Genomic DNA, 24,630 nt, shown 5'->3' with positions numbered 1-24,630 from the left:
CTCTCGAATTCCAGGGGCGCTTTGTCTAGCATTCGTCAAACAAAACCGCGCACCAATGACGCGGCTCGTACAAGCTATCGAACAGGTTAGGCGGGCCCGGATCGCAATGACGCGAACGAAAGGGGCCAAGTATCAGGGATGACGGATCAAAGCGACGTACTCGTCGAGTTTATCGAGGTTCAAAAGAGCTACGACGGCGAAACGCTGGTCGTTAAGAATCTGAACATCGAGATCGCGCGCGGCGAATTCCTGACCATGCTCGGCCCCTCAGGCTCGGGCAAGACCACATCTTTGATGATGCTGGCTGGTTTCGAGGCACCGACGCACGGCGAAATCCGCCTCGGCAACCGGTCCTTGGCCAACGTTCCGCCACATAAACGCGACATCGGCATGGTCTTTCAAAACTATGCCCTCTTTCCGCACATGACGGTGGCCGAGAACCTGGCCTTCCCGCTGCAGGTGCGCAAAGTCGCCAAGGCCGAGACCGAACAGCGGGTGGACCGCGCGCTCGGTATGGTGCAGCTCGACGGCTATGGAACACGCCGACCGGCACAGCTGTCCGGCGGTCAGCAACAGCGTGTCGCGCTGGCCCGAGCGCTAGTGTTCGAGCCGACCCTGGTTCTGATGGACGAACCGCTGGGCGCGCTCGACAAGCAGCTTCGCGAACAGATGCAGTTCGAAATCAAGCACATCCACGAGAATCTCGGCGTCACCGTGGTCTATGTGACCCACGACCAGTCCGAAGCTCTGACCATGTCCAACAGAATTGCCGTTTTCAACGACGGCATCATTCAGCAGCTCGACACGCCAGCCGATCTCTATGAACGCCCTCAGAACGCCTTCGTCGCGCAGTTCATCGGCGAAAACAACACCCTGCGCGGCACCGTCAGCAAACTGAATGGAGCGAATGCCTGTACCGTGACGCTGGAAAACGGCAGCGGAGAGGTGCAGGCGCTGCCGGTCAACCTGCCGGACGGACAAGGGTCCAGGACAACCCTGTCGCTGCGGCCCGAGCGCGTGGCGATCGATCCGCCGTCGGGGAGCTTGCCGAACATCTTCGCTGGACGTGTCGAGGAGTTGATCTACCTCGGCGACCATATTCGCACGCGCGTGAGCGTCTGCGGCAGCGAGGAATTCATCGTAAAGGTGCCGAATGCGCAGGGGCACGCCCATCTGCGCGAAGGCGTCGACGTTAAGGTCGGCTGGGAGATCGAAGATTGCCGGGCCCTAGATGCGTGATTGAGGGATGCATGATTTGGAGGCGCCCGATCGACGCCGGCAGGCAGACTTGCTAGCGCCCTTACGCTGGCAGAGCGTTACGGACCGGCAGCTGCCGGTCCGCAAAGGCGCGGACCTGGAACGGTCCGCCAAGATGTCGGCCCGCCATCTCTTCGGCGCGACCGGCCCTAGAGCAGGATCGCCTCAGGTGGAATCGCGCTGGCGATCCCACCTGAGACGATCGCTCACTAGCAACAAGCAGTAACAAGCAGGGAGTGTTCCATCGATGAAACACATGCTTCGCACCACTACCGCGGCACTTGCCGTGGTTGCGGTCGCCGGCCTTGCCGCCGGAGCCGCCAAAGCAGACCCCTTGACGGTCGTCTCCTGGGGCGGCGCCTACACCAAGAGTCAGGTCGAGGCCTACCACAAGCCCTTCACCGAGAAGACCGGCATCGAAATCGTTTCCGCCGACTACAACGGCGGGCTGGCCGAGGTGAAGGCACAAGTCGAGGCCGGCAACGTGACCTGGGATCTGGTGGACGTCGAGCTGTCGGATGCCGTGCGCGGCTGTGACGAGGGTTTGCTTGAGCCGCTCGACCATTCGATGCTGCCGCCCGCGCCGGACGGCACCGCAGCCGCCGACGACTTCCTTGAAGGAACGCTGCACGACTGCGCGGTCGCGACCATCGTCTGGTCGACGATCTACGCCTACGATACGAGCGAATTCTCCGACAGTACGCCCAGCACGATGGCCGACTTCTTCGATCTGGAGGCCTTCCCCGGCAAGCGCGGCATGCGCAGAACCCCCAAGGCGAACCTCGAGTTCGCTTTGATCGCCGATGGCGTAGCCGCCGGTGAGGTCTACGAAGTGCTCTCGACTCCCGAAGGCGTCGACCGTGCCTTCGCCAAGCTCGACACCATCAAGGACGAAGTGATCTGGTGGGAAGCGGGAGCTCAACCGCCGCAAATGCTGGCCGACGGCGAGGTCGTCATGACCACTGCCTATAACGGCCGCGTCTTCAACGCGATCGCTGCCGAGGGCAAGCCGTTCGAGATCGTCTGGGACGGCCAGGTATGGGATCTCGATCTCTGGGTGATTCCGCGCGGCGCCCCGAACAAGGAAACCGCCCTGGAGTTCATCAAGTTCTCGACCGACACACAACGTTTGGCCGATCAGGCGTCCTGGATCTCCTACGGTCCCGCACGCAAGTCTTCGGTCCCGCTCATCGGCACCCATGCCGAGGCCGGCGTCGAGATGGGCCCGCACATGCCGACGGCGCCTGCGAACTTCGGGAACGCCTTGCAGAACGACTTCCTGTTCTGGGCAGACTATCAGGACGAACTGAACGAGCGCTTTAACGCCTGGCTCGCCAACTAGAGTCCGGCCCTCGCAGAGCTGCGATGCACGGGGCCGGCCGCAAGCCGGCCCCGTCACCGGAGCGCCGCAGTTTGTTTTGAGACCCCGGTCTTCGAGTGGCGCCGCGCTCACGTCCCACTCGGTTGATCGGCCAAATCTTTGGGAAGCGGAGACGGCGTCATGGCGCAGATCGCCATTGAAGGCGCGGGCCAAGCGGACGGACTGACCACCGCGGACGGTACCCCCCTCAAGCGGGCGCTCGGACGCGTCGAACTTCGCGCGAAGACCAGGGCCTTCCTGCTCGTCACGCCGCTGCTGGTCTTTCTCTCTATTACTTTCCTGTTCCCCATCGGACAGATGCTGTTCCGCAGCCTGCACGACCCGCTGGTCTCGCAGGTGCTACCAAACACTCTGGCCACACTCGAGACCTGGACCGCCGAAGACGGTCTGCCGCCTGAAGAAAGCTACGCGGCCCTGGCACAGGAACTGGCCGTCGCGCGCGAGAACCGCTTCAGCGGCGATCTGGGCCGGGTCGCCACCCGCCTGAACTACGAAAAACCCGGGATCCGGTCGGCCGTGACCCGGACGGCCCGCTCGGCAGGCCAGATGGAGGCGCCCTTCAAGGACGCGATGATCGCGGCCGACGACGATTGGGGAAAGGTCGAGACCTGGGCGACGATCCAACGGTTGGGCAGTACCTACAACGCCGTCCAGTATCTGGCGGCCGTCGACCGTCGCTACAACGAATTCGGCGAGATCGTGATGCAGCCGGAGGAGCGCCAGATCTACGTACAGCTCTTCGGCCGCACGCTGTGGATGTCGGTGATGGTGACAGGCTTCGCGCTGCTGCTCGGCTTCCCGATCTCCTACCTACTGGCGACGCAGCCGACGCGGGTCAGCAACGTCCTGATGATCCTGGTCCTCCTACCTTTCTGGACATCGCTGCTGGTCCGCACGACCTCGTGGATCGTGCTGCTGCAGTCCCAAGGGGTCCTCAACGACATGATGGTGTGGATTGGACTGGTCGGCGACGATAACCGGATTCAGATGATCTACAATCAAACGGGCACGGTGATCGCCATGACGCAGATCCTGCTGCCCTTCATGGTGCTGCCGCTCTTCTCGGTTATGAAGACCATCTCACCCAGTCACATGCGTGCGGCGCAGTCCTTGGGCGCACCGCGCTTCCAAGCCTTCTGGAAGGTCTACGCACCGCAGACTCTACCGGGTGTCGGGGCAGGCAGCCTGCTCGTCTTCATTCTGGCGATCGGCTACTACATTACTCCGGCCCTGGTCGGCGGACAGGACGGTCAGATGATCTCGAACTTCATCGCCTTCCACATGCAGTCCTCGTTGAACTGGGGGTTGGCGGCGGCCCTGGGGGGTATCCTGCTGGCAGGCGTGCTCGCGCTCTACTGGCTTTACAACAAGCTCGTCGGCGTCGAACGCCTGACCCTGGGCTGAGCGGAGAGAGCAGGACAGCATGGCAAAGGTTTCTTCGCTGCCACCCTACGCCACGCCGATGGAACGGGCCTGGTACTATCTGTTCCGCGTGATCTGCGGCTGCGTCTTCTTGTTCCTGATCCTGCCGATCCTGGTCATCGTCCCGCTTTCCTTCAACGCCACGCCCTACTTCACCTTCACGGAAGGGATGCTGGCCCTTGAGGCCGAGGCGTACAGCTTGCGCTGGTACGAGAACTTTCTGACCGATCCGCGCTGGATCACCTCAATTGAGAACTCGGTGATCGTCGGCATCCTCTCGACCGTTCTGGCCACAACGCTCGGCACCCTGGCAGCTCTCGGCCTGAGCCGCGAGAAGATGCCGCAACGCACGCTCATCATGGGCATTCTGATTTCGCCCATGATCGTGCCTCTGATCATCACGGCGGCCGGCATCTACTTCTTCTATTCAAGCGTCCAGCTTACGGACTCGCTGTTAGGGCTAGTCCTGGCGCACACCGCGCTGGGCACGCCCTTCGTGGTGATCACCGTGACCGCGACCTTGATCGGATTCGACAAGGCCTTGCCTCGGGCCGGCGCCATGTGCGGTGCACCGCCTACCACCGTGTTCTTCAAGATCATTCTGCCCCTCATTCTTCCAGGGGTGATCGCCGGCGCACTCTTCGCCTTCGTCACCTCCTTCGACGAGGTGGTGGTGGTGCTCTTCGTCGCCTCAAGCCCGGAGCAGTACACCATCCCAAGGCAGATGTGGTCGGGCATCCGAGAGCAGATCAGCCCGACCATCCTGGCCGTCGCAACCCTGCTGATCGGCGTGTCGATCCTGCTGATGACGACCATCGAACTGCTGCGCCGCCGCTCCGAGAAACTGCGGGGCCTGTAAGCGGTCCTCGGCTCGGACCTTTCTGAGCCGAGACCCAGACTTTCCATATCATCCACAGAAAAGCGGACTTTTGCCCGTTTTTCCAAGGCGACTTGCTCTTGGCGGTGACGCTCGACTGAGCTACATTCCTTAGTCTGTTGAACGCCTTTACCCCCAACATCTAGTGCCTGGAGCCTCTTCCGCATGTCGCTGCTGGACGCCGATCCGATCTACAAGCCCTTCGCCTACCCTTGGGCCTTCGAGGCTTGGCAAGTACAGCAGAAGGTCCATTGGCTGCCGGACGAGGTTCCCCTGGCCGACGATGTCAAAGATTGGAACCGCGCGCTGAGCGACGGCGAGCGCAATCTGCTGACCCAGATCTTCCGCTTCTTCACGCAGTCGGACGTGGAGGTGAACAACTGCTACATGCGTCACTATGCACGCGTGTTTCAGCCCACCGAGATCCAGATGATGCTGGCGGCCTTCGCGAACATGGAAACCATCCATATCGCGGCCTACAGCCACCTGCTGGACACCATCGGCATGCCGGAGCAGGAGTATTCCGCCTTCCTCCACTATAAGGAGATGAAGGACAAGTACGACTACATGCAGCAGTTCGGGGTCGAAACCAAGAAAGACATCGCCCTAACCCTGGCTGTCTTCGGCGCCTTCACCGAAGGTCTGCAGCTTTTCGCCTCTTTCGCCATCCTGCTGAACTTCCCGCGTTTCAACAAGATGAAGGGCATGGGCCAGATCGTGTCCTGGTCGGTGCGCGACGAGTCACTGCATACCAACTCCATCATCCAGCTCTTCCGTACCTTCGTACACGAAAACCCGGAAGTCTGGGACCAGGACCTGGAACGCGAACTCTATGGCGCCTGCGAGACCATCGTCACCCATGAAGACGCCTTCATCGATCTGGCCTTCGAACTGGGCGGCATCGAAGGCCTGAGCGGCGCCGAGGTGAAGCGCTACATCCGCTGGATCGCAGACCGCCGACTCACCCAGCTCGGTCTGCAGCCGATCTACCAAATCGAGGGCAATCCTCTTCCCTGGCTCGACGCCATGCTGAACGGGATGGAGCACACCAACTTCTTCGAGAACCGTGCGACCGAGTACGCCCGTGCAGCGACCCAAGGAAGCTGGGGCGAGGCCTTCGACTGAAGGGCTTCGTCAAGGCGCTCTTATGAGAACGCCCTGAGTGCGCCAGTCCGTTGACTTATCCCTTAGGTAGTTGGATTTAGCGGTTTCCGGCTAACTGGCGACATCGAGCCTGTCGATCTCGGTCTTGGTCTCGGAAATCAACTCGCCGATTTCAGTCGCTGAACCGGAGGAGCGCCCGGCCAGCTCACGCACCTCCTCGGCGACGACGGCGAAGCCGCGTCCATGCTCGCCTGCACGAGCCGCCTCGATGGTGGCGTTGAGGGAGAGAAGATTGGTTTGAGCCGAAAGCTGATTGATCTGAGCCGCAACACCGTCGATCCGGTCCAAAACGCCTGACATCAGTTCCGTCGAGCGCGCAACGGCCTCACGTCGCGCCGTGACGTCCGAAGCATTCATGACGATCCGGTCGAGCGCACCGGAGACATCCATGATGGGTTGGAATGTCGCGGAGAGCCAGACCGACTGCCCGTCTTCCGTCTCCTGCGAGAACTCCTTCGCAACCGGGGCCCCAGATCGCAACGTCTGCTGCTCGTCGTTGGCGATGAACTTTGGGAGACTGAAGACCTGGGAGGTTCGGTTCTGAGCCCCAAGCAGTTCGCAGGCGAAGCTATTGATATCCGTGACCTGCCCCTGAGCGTCCCATTCGATGACGACATTCGAACGCCGAATTGCCGCAATGCGGGCACTTGAAGCCAATGCCTCCAGTTTCGTCGCGGTAATGTTCGCCTGAACGGAGATGAATTTGCTGATATTCCCAGCGTCATCGAACACCGGATTGATCGACAGGGAAATCCAGTAAGGCTCGCCGCTCTGAGAGTAATTCAGGATCTCCTCGTAGAATGGCTGCCGAGCCTGCAGCTTCTCCTTGATCCGACTGATTGTCTCTTCCGATGTATCCTTGCCTTGGAGGAAGGATCCGGGCTTCTTCCCAATCACGTCCTCGAGACTGTAGCCCGTCAGCCTCGTGAAACCGGGGTTGATGTACTCGATCAAACCCTCCGGACCGGTGATGATCACCGAGTTATCGGTTTCATTGGCGACAAGCGAAAGCAACTGGAACTGATCTCTCCGTCGAACCTCCTCGTCGACGTCCTTCACGAAGGCGGTATAGACGATCTCATTGTCCAATTTGACTTTTGAAAGCGAAAGGCTGCCCCAAACGCGTGTTCCGTCCTTTCGCTGCACTTCGACTTCACGGCTCGTACCGACAATCTTGTCATGGCCGGTGATCCGGTTCGCGTTGACGTTTTCGTCGTGATTGCTGCGGATCTCATCGGGTACGAGCATCTTCACGTTCTGTCCGATCACGTCGTCGGCCGCGTAACCCCACAGGCGCTCCGCCGCGGAATTGAAGAAGGTGACGATATTATTCTCGTCGATGGTGACGACCGCGTCCAACGCCTGTTCCAGCGTCTGCTTGATCATCTCGCGTGCCCGGCGTTCCTCGGTAACGTCCTTGACGAAAGCGGTGTAGCTGATGAGACCGCCCACATTGATTTTCGAGAGGGAGAGGTTGGCCCAGACCCGGCTGCCATCCTTTCTCTGAACCTCGACGTCACGCGAGGTGCCCACAATCTTGTCTTCTCCCGTCGTCCTGTTGTGGTTGACGAGATTGTCGTGATTGGCCCGCAATTCCTCGGGCACGAGCATCTTCACGTTATGTCCGATCACCTCTTCCCGCGCGTAGCCCCAAAGACTTTCGGCCGCGCGGTTGAAGAAGGTGACTATGTTGTCGTGGTTAATCGTCACCACGGCATCGAGCGCCTGCTCAAGCGTCTGCTGCGTCCTCTCGCGCGCCTCCCGCTCTTCAGTGATGTCCTTGACGAAGGCCGTATAGGTGATTCCGCGCGCGGATCTGATCTTGGATAGAGACAGATTGGCCCAGACGCGCTTGCCGTCCTTCCGCTGGACCTCGATGTCCCGAGAGGTGCCGACAATCTTGTCCTTGCCACTGCGCCTGTTGGCATTGACCAGGTCATCATGGCCGGCACGCAACTCGTCAGGCACCAGCATCTTGACGTTCTTGCCCATCACTTCGGACCGGCCGAAGCCCCAAAGCTGTTCAGCAGCCTTGTTGAAGAAGGTGATCCGATTCTTGGCATCGATCGACACGACCGCGTCGAGCGCCTGTTCTAGTGTTTGGTTTTCAGAGCCAAACCGACGGCCGAGTATCCGATGAAACATAGAGCTTTCCCGCCAAAATAGATCGTCCTGGTTTTACGTTGCGGTCGCTTAATAAATACATAAAAATACGTGCAGTTTAAGAACCGCCGCGCCGATCCACCATGAGTTATAGGCGATCTACTTCTATCAAAAATAGAAACATTTGAAACCCTGAACAATCCGAGCCTATATTCTCAGATTGCCTCGTTGTGTCGCATACCAGAAGACTTGTGGATGAGACGTTCGAGCGCATCGAAATGATAGACAAGAAGGGATGTCGCTTTTCCAGAGAAGCCCTCAATCAGACAGCTCCAGGCTTCGACAGGGGGCTCGAAGCGTTCAGCGCTCACCGACAAACCAACGAAAATCCGCAGAGAGCGACTAACTCTTCCGCTTCTTGGAGCCCTGATAGCGGCCTTCCCATTCATCGATCTGAGTTCGGTCGGACAGTTCAACGCCCATGCGATAGGCGGCACGACCGATGGCATGAGCGGCGACGGGCGCCGTGACCAGCAAGAAAAGGATTGTCAGGATCGAGAAGGAGATGCTCGCGGTATCTGCAAAGTGAACTGCCAAGGCGGCGAAGATCAGGCCAGCCCCGAGGGTTCCGGCCTTGGTCGAGGCATGCATCCGAATCAGCACATCCGGAAGACGCAAGATGCCGAGACCTGCGACGAAAACGAAAAAGCCCCCGGCCAGCAAAAGCAGGGCAACGATCCAATCGTTCAGCATCAGTGGTCACCCTCGTGGTCTCGCGCGTCGGCAGCGACCCCGAACTGAGCCGCGCGGCGGTCGGCATACCAGGCGAAAGCCACGGTCGCCAGAAAGGCTACCAGCGCCAGTCCGATCGCCACATCCAGGAATGCCGAAACGTTGCTGGCGATAGCGAACAGTCCGACGAAACCGACAGTGATGATGGTGATGAGGTCGAGCGCAACGACACGGTCCGGCAGACTGGGGCCGCGGACCAGCCGAACGAAGGACAGGCCGATGGCGAGCAGCATGAGAAAAGCCGTAATGTCTATCGCCCAAGCCAGAACCGGCGCATGGTCGCTCAGGCCGCTCATCGCATCGCCTCCATCACCTTGCGTTCCATCCCCGCCTTGATGTCTCGCCGAAGGCTATCAGGATCCTCGACGAACATGCCATGGACATAGAGGAACTTCTTGTCGGGACTGACGTCCAGACTCAGAGTTCCAGGAGTGAGCGAGATCAGGTTCGCCAGAACGGCGATCTCCACAGGCTCGTCGATGTCCAAGGGCACGGCGATGATCCCGGGCCGGGACTTGTGGACCGGCGTGATGACGTCCCAGACAACCTGAAGGCTGGAGACCACCAACTCATAGAGAAAGTAGACGCCCAAGCTGACCAGCCGCACCACACGACCGAAGTAGCCGGTGCCGCCGAACAACGGACCGGCGACCCAAAGCGCAGCAAACCCCATGACGAAACCGATGGCGAGGTTCAAGAGCGTGAAGTCGGCGAAGAGGGCGCACCAGCCGACCGCCAGCAGAATGTTGAGTACGAGGAGGCTCATTCTGGGGTCTCCAACAGCTCCGCTTCCTCACCCGCCAGCGAGATGGACGTCATGCGGGCGAGACCGTCTTCGCCCAACACGGCGGCAACGTAGGGCTGCGGGTTGAGGAGTTCGTCCGCCGAGCGCTCGGCCAGCTGATAGAAGGGTTCGACGAAGAGACCGATCGTCACCGTCATGACGGCCAGCGCCGCGATCGGCCCCAGCAGGAACCAACGCTGCGCGCCGGACAGCGGCGCCGGCGGCGGACCGGCTTCGGCGGGTCGCGCCTTCCAAAAGGCGTTCAGCCAGATCTTTGTCATCGAGTAGATGGTCAGAAGCCCGACCGCCAGCGCGACAGCCGCTATGACGTAGCCTTCCGCTTCGATCGAGGCTTGCACCAGGACGAACTTGGCCCAAAAGCCCGACAGAGGCGGGAAACCCGCCAGCGAGAAGGCTGGGATGAAGAAGAGGACGGCGATTAGCGGGTGATAGCGGTAGAGATCGCCCAGCCGCTTCAACTCGAAGGAACCGCCGACGCGGTTGACCACACCAGAGACGAAGAAGAGGTTCGCCTTCACGATGATGTGGTGAACCAAGTAGAAGACCGCACCGACGATGCCCAGCGGCGTGTAGAGCGCCAGACCGAGAATCATGTAGCCGATCTGGCTGACGATATGGAACGAAAGGATGCGCCGCAGCTCGTTCTGCGCCGCCGCGCCCAGCACGCCCGTTACCATGGTAAGCCCCGCGATCCAGAGCAGGATCTCGTGGGTGTAGCCGACGTCTCCCGTGAAGATCAGCGTGAAGCAGCGGATCAGCGCGTAGACGCCGACCTTGGTCAGCAGACCGGAGAAGATTGCGGACACCGCCACCTTCGGCGTGTGGTAGCTGGCAGGCAGCCAGAAGAACAGCGGGAAGACCGCCGACTTGATGCCGAAGGCGACGATGAACATCACCGCCACCACGGTCACCAGTCCCTGATTCTCGACCTCCTGCAAACGGATATGAAGATCCGCCATGTTGAGGGTACCGGTCAGGCCGTACAGCAGACCGATGCCGCCGAGAAAGAGAATGGTCGCGATGAGATTGAGCGCGACGTACTTGACCGCGCCGTCCAGCTGCGCGCGACGCCCTCCGAGCACCAGAAGAGCAAAGGAGGCGATCAGCATCACCTCGAACCAGACATAGAGATTGAAGAGGTCGCCGGTCAGGAAGGCCCCGCAGACGCCGCAGAGCAAGGCATGCAACAGGGGATGGAAACCGTAGGTCACCGCCTTGTCGCCGACATCGCCGAAGGCGTAGACGACGGTGGCAAGACCGACGATCGCGGTGATCAGCACCATGACCGCGCTGAGGTGGTCGGCCACCAGGCTGATGCCGAAGGGTGCGGGCCAGTTGCCCATCTGAGCCGCCAGAATGCCGTCCTGCCAGACGGCCGCCATCAGGGCGATGGAAAGCCCGAGCAGTCCGAGTGCCGCTGCCAGGCTGACGACGCGTTGAGCGGCCAGATTTCCACGCAGGATGAAGCCGAGGACCGCGGCGATCATCGGCAGAATAATCGGGAGAACCAGCAACCAACTCATACAGAGCGACCCTTCGACGCTGCGTCCGCCGTCGTTTCGCCCGCGGCTTCATCCAGCTTTTCCACCGGTTCCGCGACCCGCATCGCATCGGTGTCCACCGTCTCCAGCTCCTGATAGGCGCGAAAGGCCAAAACCAGGGCGAAGGCAAGGAGGCCGAAGGAAATCACGATCGCCGTCAAAATCAGAGCCTGTGGCAGCGCGTTAGCCACACCTGGATCGGGCAGGCTCGCCCCTGTCTCGATCAAGGGCGGCGCCGCGCGCGTCAAACCGCCACCAGCGAAGATCAGCAGGTTGGCGGCATTGGAAATCAACACCAGTCCGAACACGAAACGCACGAGGTTCCGGCTCAGCATCAGATAAACGCTGGCCGCCATCAGCACGCCGACCAACACGGCAACAATGGGCTCCATCAGGGTCGATCCTCCAGCCGGGATTTCTCCTCAGGCTCCCGCGGGTCGTCCTCGACGTCCGCCTGCTGATCCTTGATGCCCAGTACAATGGCCAGAACCGAGCCGACCACGACGAGATAGACCCCGATGTCGAACGGCAGCGGCGTGCCTGCCTTGAAGTCCATAATCGTCGTCCATTGGCCGGTCAGAAAGGGAGCCGGCTCCAACAGCGCGAGGAACCCGGAGCCGATGGCAAGCCCCAAACCAACGGCCGCGATCACACGCGGGTCCGCCCGCAAGGCCTTCCGCACGGCCTGGGCATCGGTTGCCAAGGCATAGAGCGCAAACGCAATCGCCGCTATCAGCCCACCGATGAAGCCCCCGCCCGGCTCGTTATGGCCACGCAAGAGCATGAAGACGGAGAAGACGAGCATCAACGCGACCAGAAGGCGAGACGCCTCGCGCAGGATCAAAGAGTTCATGTGCCGATCCCCCCATTGCGGGTCTGCGAGTCTCCCCCGTTGCTACCCGACCCGTTCGGCCGTCGGCGCGGACGCAGGGTGATCAGGGCGTAGGCAGCGACACCGGCGACGGCCACAACGGCGACCTCACCCAAGGTGTCGAGCGCCCGGAAGTCGACCAGGATGACGTTGACGATGTTGCGGCCAAAACCGCCGGGCATCGAGTTCTCCTCGAAGTAGTCGGTGATCGCCTGCTGCGGCGGCTGAGCCGTCACGGAGAGGACGATCAGGGTGGTCGAGATGCCGACCACACCGGCGACCAGCCCGTCGCGCAGGCGCCCCAAACCGGTCGGCCGCCGCTCATCCCGGAAATCCGGCAACTTGAGCAGAACGATGGCGACGATGACCACCACCAGGGTTTCGACCAGTAACTGCGTCATGGCGACGTCCGGCGCGCCGAACAGCAGGAAGATCAGCGCGACACCCGCCCCGACGACGCCCAATGAACAGATCGCCAAGAGACGGGATTCCGCCATGAGAGTGGACAGAGTGGCCGCGACGATCAGCGCGGCCACCCCCCATTCGACGAAGTTGGCCGTGACGTCGGGCAACGGCCAGACAAGCGCATCCTTGAGCAGGAGAGTGGAGGCCAAGGCGAAGCCCAAAGTAGAAAAGACGACGAGGATGTACCGCCGCTGAACCCCGCCCTGCAGCCAGCGCGTCTGCCAGGCCGCGACATCGGCGATCCAGAGCATGGCGCGGTCGTAAGCCCGGTCGCCGGTGAGCGGCAACGCCGCGACGCCGCGCGTCAGCGCCGTCAGCAGACGGTGGCGCTTCGCATAGATCAACACACCCGAGGCCACCGTGATTGCGGACAGAATGAGCGGAATGTTCACACCGTGCCAGAGCTTGACCTCGTAGTCGGGCTGATAGCCCATCACGGCCGCGGCGGCCGGAAGCAGCAAGGTTTCAGCGGTCAGGTGCGGCAGCAGTCCGCTGAACAGCGCGATCACGCCGAGCACCAGCGGTCCGATCCACATCGCGACCGGCGCCTCGTGCGGGCGCTTCGGCAAATCACGTTGTGCACCGAAAAAGGGAATGGCCACGACCAGCAGAGCAACGGTCACCATCATCACCTTGGCGGCAACGATGGCGGCAACGGCGATGGTGGGTTCGGCCGGCCAGGCCAGCGCGCCCTTGTACAGCAACTCCTTGCCGATGAAGCCGACGAAAGGCGGCAGTCCCGCCATGGAGAGCCCGGCGAGAAGCGCTGCTGCGAAGGTCCAAGGCATGGCACGGCGTAACCCGCCGAGACGGCTGAGTTCCCGCGTACCGGCCTCGTGATCGATGCTGCCGGCCACCATGAAGAGCGCGGCCTTGTAGAGCGCATGAACGAAGATGAAGGTGACCGCCGCGATCAGGCCGATCGAGGGACCGCCGTCCTCTGCGCGCGTCGGCGCACCGAGAAACATCACACAGGCCCCCAACGCCATCACGGTGGTGTAGGCGAGCACCTGCTTCAGATCACTGCGAGTCAAGGCGATGATCGAGGCATAGACCGTGGTCACGGCCCCGAAAATGGTGAGGGTCGCCATCCAGACTTCGGTGTCCCCCAGGACGGGCGTGAAACGGGCCAGGAGGAAAACGCCGGCCTTCACCATGGTGGCGGAATGCAGATAAGCCGACACCGGAGTCGGCGCGGCCATGGCGTTTGGCAGCCAGAAATGGAACGGAAACTGCGCCGACTTCGTGAAAGCCCCGCAGAGAACCAGGATAAGGATCGGCAGATAGTCGGCATGCCCACGGATCGCATCCGGATCCGCCAGAATCTCCGAGAGACTGTAGGTCCCGGCCGCCTGTCCCAGCAGGATGAAACCCGCCAGCATTGCGAGTCCGCCCGCGCCGGTCACGAAAAGCCCTTGCAGGGCTGAGCGCCGCGCCGCCGCATCTTCGTGGGTGTAGCCGATCAACAAAAACGACGTGATCGTCGTCAGTTCCCAGAAGACGAAGAGCGCAATCAGGTTGTCCGACAGGACCAGCCCCAGCATCGCCAGCATGAAGCTGACCAGGAACAGCGTGAAGCGGCCGACCTGCGGATAGCCGCGCATGTAGTCGCTGGCGTAAAGCAGGATAAAGCTGCCGATCCCGGTGATCAGTAGAGCGAACAGAAGGCTCAAGCCGTCGACCATGAACGACAGGTCGATGCCGAGTTGCGGGATCCAGGAGATCCGCCACGTCAGAACGGCCCCGCCTGAAACCTCCGGCAGAAACGTCAGGAACCAGACAAAGAGTGCGGCCGGCAACAGCACGACAAGCCGTGAAAACAGCGGTACCGGCGCATCGGCCTTACTGGCAGCAGCCATACTCTCCGTCGTCTCCCCATCCCCGAGGCCGGCTTCCCACCGGCCACGCCAACCACCGCAATCTCGCAACCGGCACGTTCAAGCCGGATTTTCCGAGAATCGGCCCGTCAGTTCAGTCCGTTAGAGCACATCACGGATTGCGAGCCAAACCCTTGTGCGGCCCGGCCTCACCTCACTCTGCTCTCGGACAAACCTGCCCGCCCTTCGGCTGAGTTTTCGCCGCCTGTCGACCAGCCGGCACGCCCCGTCGCGAATTCTCCCGTATTCTGCGGGGTATATTTGGCACCATTCCGGGCGTTTCAAGACGAGTCTGCTCGTAACGCACGTGACGGAAAGGAGGAACAGGTGCTGCGATGTTGCGGCGCAACCTTCGCCCCTTCCCCGCCAACCCCTGGCCCGCCTATGATCGGCGCGGATCAAGCAAGCGCTTTAAAAGCGCTTCATCGGGATAACGGGAGAGTTCGGAATGGGCCAGTTCGGGAAAGGCCAAGGCATCAGGCGTGTCGAGGACCAAAGGTTCCTGACCGGTCATGCACGCTATACCGATGATATTCGTCTGTCGGGCGAGAGCTACATGGCCGTCGTCCGCAGCCCTTTGGCACATGCGCGGATCACCGCGATCGAGACGGCCGAGGCCCGCGACTTGCCCGGCGTTCTGCTGGTTCTCACCGCCGAGGATCTGGCGGCAGAACAGATCGGTGATATTCCGGTCCTCGCCAAAATGAAGGGACGCGACGGGGAGGTGAAGCAGCCCCCGCACCCAGTCCTGGCTCGTGCGGTGGTCAGGCATGTCGGCGATCCAGTCGCGGTTGTGGTCGCCGAGACCTACGAACAGGCCGTCGCGGCGGCCGAAACAGTCGTTGTGGACTATGACGACCAGCCGGCCGTCACCGACATCGCAGCCGCTCTATCGGCGGGCGCACCGCAGCTACACCCGGAAGCGCCGGGAAATCTCGCCATGACCTGGGAACACGGCGACCGCTCGGCCGTTGAGGCCGCCTTCGCAAAGGCCGCACAGAGGGCGCGGATCGAGATCGTCAACAACCGGCTCGTTGTGAACTCCATGGAACCCCGGGTCGCCCTGGGCCAATACGACGCCGCCAACCAGCACTTCACACTCACGACCCCAACCCAGGGGATCTTCCGGCTCCACGATCAGTTGGCGGAAACCATTCTCGGCACGACCAAGGACAAAGTCCGGATCGTGACGCCCGACGTCGGCGGAGGCTTCGGCATGAAGATCTTCTGCTACGCGGAACAGGTTCTGGTGTTGGTCGCCGCGCGTCGGCTCGGTCGGCCGGTGCGCTGGGTCGGAGAACGCACGGAATCCTTCCAGTCCGACATCCAGGGCCGCGACCATCGGACGGTTGCCGAGATGGCCATGGACAAGGAAGGTCGTTTTCTCGGAATTCGCGTCGAAACCCAGGCCAATCTCGGCGCCTACCTCTCGAACTTCGCCCCCTTCATTCCGACGGGCGCGAGCACGCAAATGTACTCCGGTCTCTACAGGATCCCTGCCATCTTCGCGGAAGTGCACTGCGGCTTCACCAACACGGTTCCGGTCGACGCCTACCGCGGCGCCGGGCGACCGGAAGCCGCCTACTGCATGGAACGTCTGGTCGAGGCCTGCGCCCGCGAGATCGGTGTCGACGCGCGCGAGATCCGCTTGAAGAACTTCATTCGACCCGAAGACCTGCCCTATGACACAGGAATGGGTCCGGTCTACGATTCCGGTGATCCCTCCCGACTTCTGGAGCAGGCTGCGAAACTGGCGGACTGGGACGGCGTTGCCGAACGCAAAGCCGAAGCACGGCGACGCGGCAAGTACCGAGGCATCGGCCTGGCGTCCTATGTCGAGGCCTGCGGCGGCCTCGGCGCGGAAGAGGCCCGCGTTTCGCTCGAGGAAGACGGCGGTGTCACGCTGGTGATCGGCACCATGACCAACGGCCAGGGCCATCACACGGCTTATGCCCAGATACTCAACGACCTGCTGGATATCGATCCGACAAAGGTTCGGCTGGTACAGGGCGATTCCGATGTCGTCAAACGCGGTGGCGGCACAGGCGGGTCACGGTCGCTTCTGATGGGCGGCGTCGCCACGGAACGCGCCGGCGAAAAGGTCATTGCCCGAGCCCGCAAGGTCGCCGGACATCTGTTGGAGGCGGCGGATGCAGACCTGGAGTTCGCAGGAGGCGTCTTTACCGTCGCCGGAACCGACAAAACGGTGACGCTTGCCGAGATCGCCAAGGCCACCCACGGCGACGCTCTGCCAGAAGACATGGCCGGTCCCATTGAAGAGACGGGCGGCTATACGGCAGAGGCTATGACCTATCCCAACGGCTGCCACGTCGTGGAACTGGAGATCGACGAGGACACCGGGACGGTCGAGATCCTGCGCTACATCGTGGTCGACGACTTCGGCAAGGTGGTGAACCCATTGCTGGTGCTGGGACAGGTTCACGGTGGTACGGCTCAGGGAATCGGCCAAGCCTTGCTGGAACACACGGTCTACGACGAAGACGGTCAGCTTATCACGGCCAGCTTCATGGACTACACGATGCCCCGGGCGGACGACACGCTCAACTTCGAGATCACCTTGGTAGAGGATATGCCCTGCACCACGAATCCGCTGGGCGTTAAGGGCGCCGGAGAAGCCGGGGCGATCGGCGCACCACCGGCCATCATCAACGCCTTGCTGGACGCACTGCGGCCGCTGGGCGTCGCGCACCTGGATATGCCCGCCACGGCCGAACAGATCTGGCGCGCCATGCGCGACGCCAGGGCTGCCGAGCGCCAGGCCGCGGAATGACCGAAGACAGCATGGTGACCAGTGAAGCGGGATCGGAACCGCAAGACGATCTGCTCGCGGTCTTGAGGGTCCTGGCCGAGCGTGCAGGCAAAATCGCCCTAGCCTACTACACAGAGGCGGAGGAGATCGAAGTCCGCGACAAGCCCGACGCCTCCCCGGTGACCGAGGCGGACGAGGCTTGCGAGGCTTTCTTGCTGGAGGCCCTGCACAAACTGACCCCCGACATACCGGTGGTTTCGGAAGAAGCTTCCTCCCAGCAGGGCCTGCCGGACATCGACACCGCGCAGCCCTTCTGGCTGGTCGACCCGCTGGACGGGACACGAGAGTTCATATCTCGGAACGGCGAGTTTACCGTCAACGTCGCGCTGATCCGCGACCGGCGGCCGGTCGCCGGCGTGGTGCACGCCCCCGCCTTGGCCATGACCTGGTGCGGCGGCTTCGACGACGACGGCAGTGGTCACGCCAGCTTCAACGAGACCGATCGTCCCCCGATGACCATTGCGGTCCGCAAAACACCGGATACGGGCGAGACCGTGATTGCCAGCCGCCGCCACGGTGCCGGCGAGGAACTGGATGCCTTCCTTGCCAGGCGAAAAATCGCGGAGCGGGTGACCGCCGGCTCGTCCTTGAAGTTCTGTCTGATCGCCAGCGGCAAGGCCGATCTCTACCCGCGCTTCGGCCCAACCATGGAGTGGGACACCGCCGCTGGCCAAGCCGTGCTGACAGCCGCGGGCGGGACCGTGGAAACGCTGGACGGCGATCTGTTGCGCTACGGCAAAGCGGGCTTCGCCAACCCGAACTTCGTGGCCGTCAATCGGCGACGGGACGCTTAAGACCGACGAGCCTTACCAGGAAACAATCGGTTTCCGTTTCGACCATTTGTTTTCTCCCGACAAAGCTCATCTCCTCTTCAGTAGGCAACGAGAGGAGAGCCGTCGGTATGGCAGCGACCGTCACACAGATCCCCGGCGCGCAGATCCCCGGCGCGCAAGACGAGACCCAGCAGACCCGCGAGACTCCCCCGCCTCGGGTTCTGCGGATCGACGCCAGCGCGCGCAAGACAGGGTCCACGACGCGTAATCTGGCCGACGAGGTCGTTGCCAGGCTGCGCAGACAGCATCCGGAGATGACTCTCGTCGAACGGGACCTCGCGGAGGGCATCCCCTTCGTGACGGAAGATTGGATCGCCGCCAACGTGGCACCAGCCGAGGCACGGACCCCAGAGCAGGAGTCACAGCTCGCGGTCTCCGACAGGCTGATCGCCGAGTTGAAGGATGCGGATATCCTGGTGATCGGACTTCCGATCTACAACTTCGGTCCGCCTGCAGCGCTCAAGGCCTGGATCGACCAGGTCGCCAGGGCACGCGTGACCTTTCGCTACAGCGAAAACGGCCCGGTCGGATTACTGGAGGGAAAGAAGGCCTATCTGGTCGTCGCTTCCGGCGGAACGGCCACGGAAAGCGCGGTAGACTTCGCGACGCCATACCTCCGGCACGTCCTGGGCTTCATCGGCATCGAGGATGTCACGCTGATCGCCGCCGACCGACAGATGGTAGACGCCGAGGCCGCCAGCGACAAAGCGCAGCGCGCGCTGCATAGCGCACTGCCGTTATCGGCCTGAGCCGCCGATCAGGGATCACTATCGGACAGATACTTCACGGGAGTGCCACGACCACTCACGCCGCCCAGCGCCGCAATATGCGTAGCCGTCCGTCCCGCGGCCGGCTGCACGGGCCGTGCGAAGATATCGGTCGCGCCTGAATCGCTGAGCGCCTTGGACAGCGCCAAGACCAATGCGACCGTCACAGTCGCCGGATGTCCGAAGCCCGCGAAGGCCCCGGTCGCCGGAACCAAGCCGGCGACCACACAGGCAATCAGGGCGCCGAAGGCGACCACGTCGTAGCGGATACGCCCCCAGATCAACAGAACGACGAGGAGCGCCAGCAGACCGAACAGCAAGCCTTGGTCGGGACTCACCCGCAACTCCGGTCGGCTGGAGTCATAGCAGCGGCTGCGTCAGGCTCAGCGGAACCGCATCAATAGAGATGCTGGCCACCGGTGACGAAAACTTCGGTTCCGGTCACATAAGCGAAGTCTCGCGTACAAAGACGAAAGACGGCCGCAGCCACTTCATCGGGCGTGCCCATGCGCTGCATCGGAATACGCGGGATCAGACTCTCGTACTCCGGCCCGATCATGCCGGTCTCGATCTCGCCCGGCGCCACGGCGTTGACGCGGATGCCGAGCTGCGCCAACTCCACCGCCAGTTCGCGCGTCAGAGCCGAGAGCGCCGCTTTCGAGGTCGAGTAGGCCGAACCGGCGAAGGGATGGGTCGCATGGCCGGCGATCGAGGTGATGTTGACGATGCTGCCCTTCCCGCGGCGCAGCGGCACAGCGAACCCGCGTGCCAGCGTCAGAGGAGCGAAAAAATTCAGCTCGAACACCCACCGCCAGTCGCCGATATCCCCATTCAGGCAGCCGAGCCGTTCCTTAAAGGGCGTCTTCGGGCTGACCGCCGCATTGTTGACCAGCGCCTGCAGGCCTTGATCGCCTATGATCTCCACAGCTTCCGCGATAAAGTCGGCCACACCCGCCGGGTCGGCCAGGTCGGCCGTGATGTGGTGCGCCCAGTTGGGATCGCGCTTGCAGGCCTCGGGCACCTCCTCTCGCGAGCAGGTGATGATGCGCCAGTTCTCTTGGGAGAAACGCATGACGGTGGCGTGACCGATGCCACGGCTGGCACCTGTCAGCACCACCGTCGGCTTCTCGGCATCATCGGCCTTGATCGTATCGAGCTTCACGCGCTCCGGCGATATCTGGTCGGCCATGGCGTCTAGTCTAAAGTATGTTGCGATCTGAGGGAACCGCTTGACGGCATCGCAGATCGCGAAGATCCGACGCTAACCGTCTGATTTTACGCCAAATAGAAAGCAACCACCGGAACCAGCCGCCGAGCCTCGGCTTCTCGTGCGTTTCAGAACTTCAGGCTCTTCCGAGCAAAGGCAACTCGCGCGCGGCGACACCGCCCCGTTAGAGATTGCGACTCAACTGGCTGCCGCGCCGCCGTGTTTGGCCATAGGCGCTTGACCGGCCGAGCGGACAGCCACGACCCGGAAGGTGCGCATCACGTCGTCCTGCTCGCGCAGGGAGACGTATTCACCTTCGACGAAGCGGTGACTGTCGAAACGATATCCTGGCTCGTCGAGATCGGGGTTGCCCTTTACGTCATAATGGAAGGCCCAACTGCGGCCGCGGGTATGAACAAGGTGACCGTACTCGTCGGCCTCACCTTCCCAGAAACGCCAAACGTTGCAGTGCTTTCGCTGCTTACGCCACGCTTCGACGTCGATATGGCCCTCGGTGTCCAACGGGGCGACGAATTCGTAGCCGCGGTTCGAGCTGCCATTGGGAAAATCGTGATCGCGCGCCAACTCCAGTCGAATCGACATTAGCGTCATGAGCGGGTGAGCTCCTGCAAAAGACCGATGGGTACAGAGTCTGTCGGCTCAGGCCGAGGCCTTGGCGACATCGACGTCCGGGTGAGTCTCGACGAAGTGGCGCAAAACCAAACGCAACTTCAACGCATGCTTATAATCTTCCCGGCCCTCGGCCGCAGCAATATCTTCGAGGATCATGCGCTTGAGCAGAGGCACGCCATCGGGCGAATGCACAAGGTAGTTGCCGAGCTCCGCCGCTACGATCTCGGGGCAGTGCTCATGCTCGACGATCGCATCGATCTCGTCTTCAGTAAGATCAGACAGGGCGATCACGTCATCCAGAGTCAACATGGCTTTTCCTCCAAGAACCGCCCGTCCGGCGGCATCGACGCAGTCTGGGGCAGCGCTCGTTTCATCGGCACCACTTCCCAAGTTGCGGCCCAGGGTTCATCAGGTCGGTCAGTGCATCATCGGCGCCTCAGTGAGCCATCAACACAGGCAGACCCGTGTGCGCCAGCACCTCCCGCGTCGCACCGCCAAGCACGAATTCCCGCAATCTGCTGTGACCATATCCTCCCATGACCAGGAGATCCGCACCAGCTTCGGCTGCAGTGCTCAGCAAGCTGTCCCCGGGACCCTCGGTCATGGGGACTTCGCGCGATCTGGCGTCGACGCCGTGAAGCGTCAACCAAGCGACGACGGCATGCGGATCGTCGACGTCACGCTTGGACGCCCCACCGCCGTTGAGATGAACAACCTCCACGGCCTCGGCACTGGCCAGAAGCGGAAGCGCCGCCGTCATGGCCCTTGCACATTCGCGCTGGCCCGACCAACCGATCATCGTCCTGGTGCCGATGGCCCCGTCGTAGCCCGGCGGTACCACCAGAACCGGTCGGCCGGCCTCGAAGAGCGCGGCCTCCAACGCGGGCGCATAGGCACCATCGCTGTTGGGATCGGGCCGGCCTGCGATCACCAGATCGAAGAGCAGCGCACGCTGCGCCGTCTCACTGTCCTCGCGCCCCGTCACGCTGCGCCAGGCAAGGACGAACTTTCCCGCCTCGGCTTTTCCATTGGCCTCAAGCGGTTGGGCATCCACGCCGCGGCAAGCGTCTTCGTAAGCTGTGCGAGCAGCTTTCGCCTCCTCCTCGGAGCTACGACGCAGGTCCGCCGCGATCTGCTCGATCATGCCGCCCGACATGCCTTCGCCAATCAGAGGGATTGCGCTGTCGGGATCCAACTGAACGTGCAGCACCTCGACGTAGGCATTGCAGCGTCGACCGATCTTCACAGCCGCCGCCAGGACCGCCGAGCTGGCGGGACCGCCATCCACGATCGCCAGCAGGGATGCAATAGGCATGAAACGTTACCCTTCCTCAGCCGTCCCACTCACCGTGGCGAGGGAAAGACAGAACCAGTCTGCACGATCCTTTCGTCCGCCTAGACAGGCATTGATATGCGTCAACGAATAGCTGAAGCCTCCCCCGACCGACGCCCCTGAAGGTCGTGGCGGACTCCTCGAGGACTCATGCCCCGAAAGCTCATGCGACGGCGACGTCAGATTCCGTGACGTCAGGTTCCGTACTGCGGCGTCTCTTCGGCAAGAACGTGCGGATCCTGATGGATGATCACTTCAGCATCGGGAAAGGCCGTCTGCAGTTCCGCCTCAACCGCCTCGGCGATCGCATGGGCGCGGTAGAGCGTCATGCCGCCGTCGAGCTCCAGGTGAAGCTGAATGAAGGTTCGCGGTCCTGACGTCCTGGTCTTGAGATCATGCACGCCCAACACCTCATCGTAGGCACGAACGATTTGAAGGATCCGCTCGCGTTCCTCGGCAGGAAGCTCGCGGTCCATCAGCATCGCCAGCGCGTCGCGACCGATCCGAAAGGCGCTGTAGAGAATATAGCAGACCACGCCGAACCCGATCAGCGGATCAGCTCGGAGAAGACCCAACTCGCTGGCCAGCACCAGGGCAAGGATCACTGCGGCATTCATCAGCAGATCGGAGACGTAGTGCAGGGAATCGGCCGCAATCGCACTGGACCCGGTTCGCATCACGACGTAGCGCTGAAAGCGGACCAGAGCGAAAGTCACGGCGATCGAAAAGATCATGACCGCGATCCCGACAGTTCCGTGTTGAACGGCTTGAGGCTGTATCAGCCGATGGCCGGCTTCAAAGGCGAGCAAAAGGGCCGAGCCGGCGATCAGCCCCGACTGCAGCAACGCTGCGAGAGGTTCGGCCTTGCCGTGGCCGAAGCGGTGATTCTGATCGGCCGGCACCAGTGCCTGCCGCACGGCCAGCAACATCACCAGCGATGCCGCGGCATCCAACAGAGAGTCCACCAGGCTCGACAGCAGACTCACGGAGTCGGTCAGCCACCAGGCACCCAGCTTAACGACGATCAGGACGGAAGCCGTGGCGACCGAGGCATAGGTGGCCAACTTCATCAGGCGCCCGGCGCGGCGCGCATCGAGCCGTTGATGCCTGTTTGCTGCAGCCTCTGGCATGGGGCGACCCTACTTAGGGATAGAGGCGTTCCGTCCGCCAGCCGGTCGGGCTGGAAGGATCCTGATGATATACGAGCCGGTCGTGCAGGCGGAACGCTCCGTCCTTCCAAAACTCGATCAGGCGCGGTGTGACCCGGAAACCGGACCAATGGGGCGGACGCGGAACAGTCCCCAATCCGTATTTCGCCGCATATTGCGCCACGCGCTTTTCCAGTGCGTGTCGGCTTTCAAGGGGACGCGACTGTTGCGAAGCCCAGGCACCGATCTGGCTCTGCTTCGCCCTGCTCGCGAAGTAGGCGTCGGCTTCTTCGGGATCGACCTGGGTTGCCTCGCCTTCGATCCGCACCTGGCGTCGCAGGGACTTCCAGTGAAACAGCAGCGCGACCCGAGGATGCGCAAGGACATGCGTTCCCTTGCGGCTTTCGTAGTTGGTGTAGAAGACGAAACCGCCGTCGCTTACGTCCTTGAGCAGCACCATACGCTGTGCCGGCATGCCGTCAGGTCCCACGGTGGCCAGGGCCATCGCATTGGGATCGTTGATCTCTTGAGACTTGGCTTCTTCGTGCCAGGCATCGAAGAGGATAAAGGGGTCGTCCTGTTGGGTCTGGGCGAACATGAGAACTATACTTTCGCGTAGAGACTTTATGAAGCAGCGTTGGACGACCGACGGGGATGTGCCCGACAGAACGCTCGTACAACCGGCGAAGCGACGCCGACGACACTGGGGCGGATACAAGGTAACCTGCCCAGAGTATAGACGGCGTAAGGCCTGCTCCAACCCCTTTGGGGGGCAAGGCTGACAAGGTGAGAGAGCAGAACGAGAGGCAAACTCATGATGCGTAAATTTGCAATTGTTGCGGTCGCAGCCCTGTCCCTGGGTCTAGCCGGCTGCGCAAGCGACGGCAGCGGGCCGGGCACGAAGCAAGTGGTGGGCGCCGCGGGCGGCGCCGCGCTCGGCGGCCTAATCGGCTCGCAGATCGGCGGCGGAACCGGTCAGCTGATCGCGACGGCAGCCGGTACGGCAATCGGCGCCCTGGTCGGCTCCGAGATCGGGCGCGGTCTCGACGACGTCGATCGCATGCGGGCCTCGCAGGCTCAGCAGCGGGCAAGCAACGCCCCCATCGGCGAGACCATTTCCTGGAACAACCCCAACTCGGGCAATGCCGGGACCTACACGGCAACCCGTGACGGCTATACCCAGAGCGGTCGCTACTGCCGCGAGTTCCAAGAGACCATCACGGTTGACGGCCGCACGGAAACCGGCACGGGCGTGGCCTGCCGCCGGACGGACGGCACTTGGGAAGTCATGAGCTGATCCCTGAAAGCCGTTGGAGATCCGGGA

General features: G+C 62.2%; 24 protein-coding genes. 9 read left to right on the top strand and 15 right to left on the bottom strand.

Features of this window, described 5'->3' with window-relative positions:
- Positions 1–138: 138 nt before the first annotated feature.
- From ACO054_RS02480 to ACO054_RS02460, 5 genes are all read left to right on the top strand, one after another.
- Positions 139–1,239: an ABC transporter ATP-binding protein gene (locus tag ACO054_RS02480; protein ID WP_421708866.1), complete on the top strand. Its 1,101-nt coding sequence runs from the start codon at positions 139–141 to the stop codon at positions 1,237–1,239.
- 265 nt (positions 1,240–1,504) lie between these two features.
- A complete protein-coding gene (locus tag ACO054_RS02475) occupies positions 1,505–2,599 on the top strand; it encodes an ABC transporter substrate-binding protein (RefSeq protein WP_421708865.1) in 1,095 nt (364 codons plus the stop codon).
- A 159-nt stretch (positions 2,600–2,758) separates the two neighbouring features.
- The gene (locus tag ACO054_RS02470; protein WP_421708864.1) at positions 2,759–4,042 is read left to right on the top strand and encodes an ABC transporter permease; all 1,284 of its coding nucleotides are present in this window, start codon (positions 2,759–2,761) and stop codon (positions 4,040–4,042) included.
- A 19-nt stretch (positions 4,043–4,061) separates the two neighbouring features.
- Positions 4,062–4,919, top strand: coding sequence for an ABC transporter permease (locus ACO054_RS02465; protein WP_421708863.1), 858 nt, complete (start codon positions 4,062–4,064; stop codon positions 4,917–4,919).
- 183 nt (positions 4,920–5,102) lie between these two features.
- Complete coding sequence (locus ACO054_RS02460; protein ID WP_421708862.1) at positions 5,103–6,062, top strand: ribonucleotide-diphosphate reductase subunit beta; 960 nt, start codon at positions 5,103–5,105, stop codon at positions 6,060–6,062.
- 90 nt (positions 6,063–6,152) lie between these two features.
- Here the strand turns inward: ACO054_RS02460 and ACO054_RS02455 are convergent, their stop codons facing one another.
- The 8 genes from ACO054_RS02455 to ACO054_RS02420 all read right to left on the bottom strand — a co-directional run bounded on the left by ACO054_RS02455 (position 6,153) and on the right by ACO054_RS02420 (position 14,537).
- The gene (locus ACO054_RS02455; protein ID WP_421708861.1) at positions 6,153–8,246 is read right to left on the bottom strand and encodes a PAS domain S-box protein; all 2,094 of its coding nucleotides are present in this window, start codon (positions 8,244–8,246) and stop codon (positions 6,153–6,155) included.
- Positions 8,247–8,606: 360 nt separating this feature from the next.
- Positions 8,607–8,957, bottom strand: a complete 351-nt coding sequence (gene mnhG, locus ACO054_RS02450; protein WP_421708860.1) for a monovalent cation/H(+) antiporter subunit G — start codon at positions 8,955–8,957, stop codon at positions 8,607–8,609.
- Positions 8,957–9,292, bottom strand: a complete 336-nt coding sequence (locus ACO054_RS02445; RefSeq protein WP_421708859.1) for a monovalent cation/H+ antiporter complex subunit F — start codon at positions 9,290–9,292, stop codon at positions 8,957–8,959. Before ACO054_RS02445 ends, mnhG begins: the two co-directional genes overlap by 1 nt.
- Positions 9,289–9,762, bottom strand: coding sequence for a Na+/H+ antiporter subunit E (locus ACO054_RS02440; RefSeq protein ID WP_421708858.1), 474 nt, complete (start codon positions 9,760–9,762; stop codon positions 9,289–9,291). Before ACO054_RS02440 ends, ACO054_RS02445 begins: the two co-directional genes overlap by 4 nt.
- Positions 9,759–11,324, bottom strand: a complete 1,566-nt coding sequence (locus ACO054_RS02435) for a Na+/H+ antiporter subunit D (RefSeq protein WP_421708857.1) — start codon at positions 11,322–11,324, stop codon at positions 9,759–9,761. The genes ACO054_RS02440 and ACO054_RS02435 overlap by 4 nt, the downstream gene beginning before the upstream one ends.
- On the bottom strand, positions 11,321–11,734 hold the full coding sequence (locus tag ACO054_RS02430) for a Na+/H+ antiporter subunit C (protein WP_421708856.1): 414 nt from the start codon (positions 11,732–11,734) through the stop codon (positions 11,321–11,323). Before ACO054_RS02430 ends, ACO054_RS02435 begins: the two co-directional genes overlap by 4 nt.
- A complete protein-coding gene (locus tag ACO054_RS02425; protein ID WP_421708855.1) occupies positions 11,734–12,195 on the bottom strand; it encodes a Na+/H+ antiporter subunit B in 462 nt (153 codons plus the stop codon). Before ACO054_RS02425 ends, ACO054_RS02430 begins: the two co-directional genes overlap by 1 nt.
- Positions 12,192–14,537, bottom strand: coding sequence for a putative monovalent cation/H+ antiporter subunit A (locus ACO054_RS02420; protein WP_421708854.1), 2,346 nt, complete (start codon positions 14,535–14,537; stop codon positions 12,192–12,194). Before ACO054_RS02420 ends, ACO054_RS02425 begins: the two co-directional genes overlap by 4 nt.
- Before the next feature lie 466 nt (positions 14,538–15,003).
- On the opposite strand from ACO054_RS02420, the gene ACO054_RS02415 reads away from it, so the two are divergent.
- From ACO054_RS02415 to ACO054_RS02405, 3 genes are all read left to right on the top strand, one after another.
- Positions 15,004–17,346, top strand: a complete 2,343-nt coding sequence (locus ACO054_RS02415) for a xanthine dehydrogenase family protein molybdopterin-binding subunit (protein ID WP_421708853.1) — start codon at positions 15,004–15,006, stop codon at positions 17,344–17,346.
- Complete coding sequence (cysQ, locus tag ACO054_RS02410; RefSeq protein ID WP_421708852.1) at positions 17,343–18,179, top strand: 3'(2'),5'-bisphosphate nucleotidase CysQ; 837 nt, start codon at positions 17,343–17,345, stop codon at positions 18,177–18,179. The genes ACO054_RS02415 and cysQ overlap by 4 nt, the downstream gene beginning before the upstream one ends.
- Positions 18,180–18,286: 107 nt before the next feature.
- The gene (locus ACO054_RS02405) at positions 18,287–18,967 is read left to right on the top strand and encodes an FMN-dependent NADH-azoreductase (RefSeq protein ID WP_421708851.1); all 681 of its coding nucleotides are present in this window, start codon (positions 18,287–18,289) and stop codon (positions 18,965–18,967) included.
- An 8-nt stretch (positions 18,968–18,975) separates the two neighbouring features.
- On the opposite strand, the gene ACO054_RS02400 is transcribed toward ACO054_RS02405, so the two are convergent.
- From ACO054_RS02400 to pdxH, 7 genes are all read right to left on the bottom strand, one after another.
- Complete coding sequence (locus ACO054_RS02400; protein WP_421708850.1) at positions 18,976–19,323, bottom strand: SLC13 family permease; 348 nt, start codon at positions 19,321–19,323, stop codon at positions 18,976–18,978.
- Between the two features lie 59 nt (positions 19,324–19,382).
- On the bottom strand, positions 19,383–20,174 hold the full coding sequence (locus ACO054_RS02395) for an SDR family NAD(P)-dependent oxidoreductase (RefSeq protein WP_421708849.1): 792 nt from the start codon (positions 20,172–20,174) through the stop codon (positions 19,383–19,385).
- 216 nt (positions 20,175–20,390) lie between these two features.
- Positions 20,391–20,804, bottom strand: a complete 414-nt coding sequence (locus ACO054_RS02390; RefSeq protein ID WP_421708848.1) for a hypothetical protein — start codon at positions 20,802–20,804, stop codon at positions 20,391–20,393.
- Positions 20,805–20,852: 48 nt separating this feature from the next.
- Entirely contained in the window at positions 20,853–21,134 is a 282-nt protein-coding gene (locus ACO054_RS02385; protein WP_421708847.1) for a hypothetical protein, read from the bottom strand.
- A 127-nt stretch (positions 21,135–21,261) separates the two neighbouring features.
- Positions 21,262–22,140: a universal stress protein gene (locus tag ACO054_RS02380; RefSeq protein WP_421708846.1), complete on the bottom strand. Its 879-nt coding sequence runs from the start codon at positions 22,138–22,140 to the stop codon at positions 21,262–21,264.
- A gap of 212 nt (positions 22,141–22,352) precedes the next feature.
- A complete protein-coding gene (locus tag ACO054_RS02375; protein ID WP_421708845.1) occupies positions 22,353–23,288 on the bottom strand; it encodes a cation diffusion facilitator family transporter in 936 nt (311 codons plus the stop codon).
- 13 nt (positions 23,289–23,301) lie between these two features.
- Entirely contained in the window at positions 23,302–23,904 is a 603-nt protein-coding gene (gene pdxH, locus ACO054_RS02370; protein ID WP_421708844.1) for a pyridoxamine 5'-phosphate oxidase, read from the bottom strand.
- 219 nt (positions 23,905–24,123) lie between these two features.
- On the opposite strand from pdxH, the gene ACO054_RS02365 reads away from it, so the two are divergent.
- Positions 24,124–24,603: an RT0821/Lpp0805 family surface protein gene (locus ACO054_RS02365; protein WP_421708843.1), complete on the top strand. Its 480-nt coding sequence runs from the start codon at positions 24,124–24,126 to the stop codon at positions 24,601–24,603.
- The last annotated feature ends 27 nt before the right edge of the window (positions 24,604–24,630 follow it).

Source organism: Algihabitans sp., assembly GCF_965226985.1.
Taxonomy (GTDB): Bacteria; Pseudomonadota; Alphaproteobacteria; order Kiloniellales; family DSM-21159; genus Algihabitans.
This window is presented reverse-complemented; position numbering and strand designations above follow the sequence as displayed.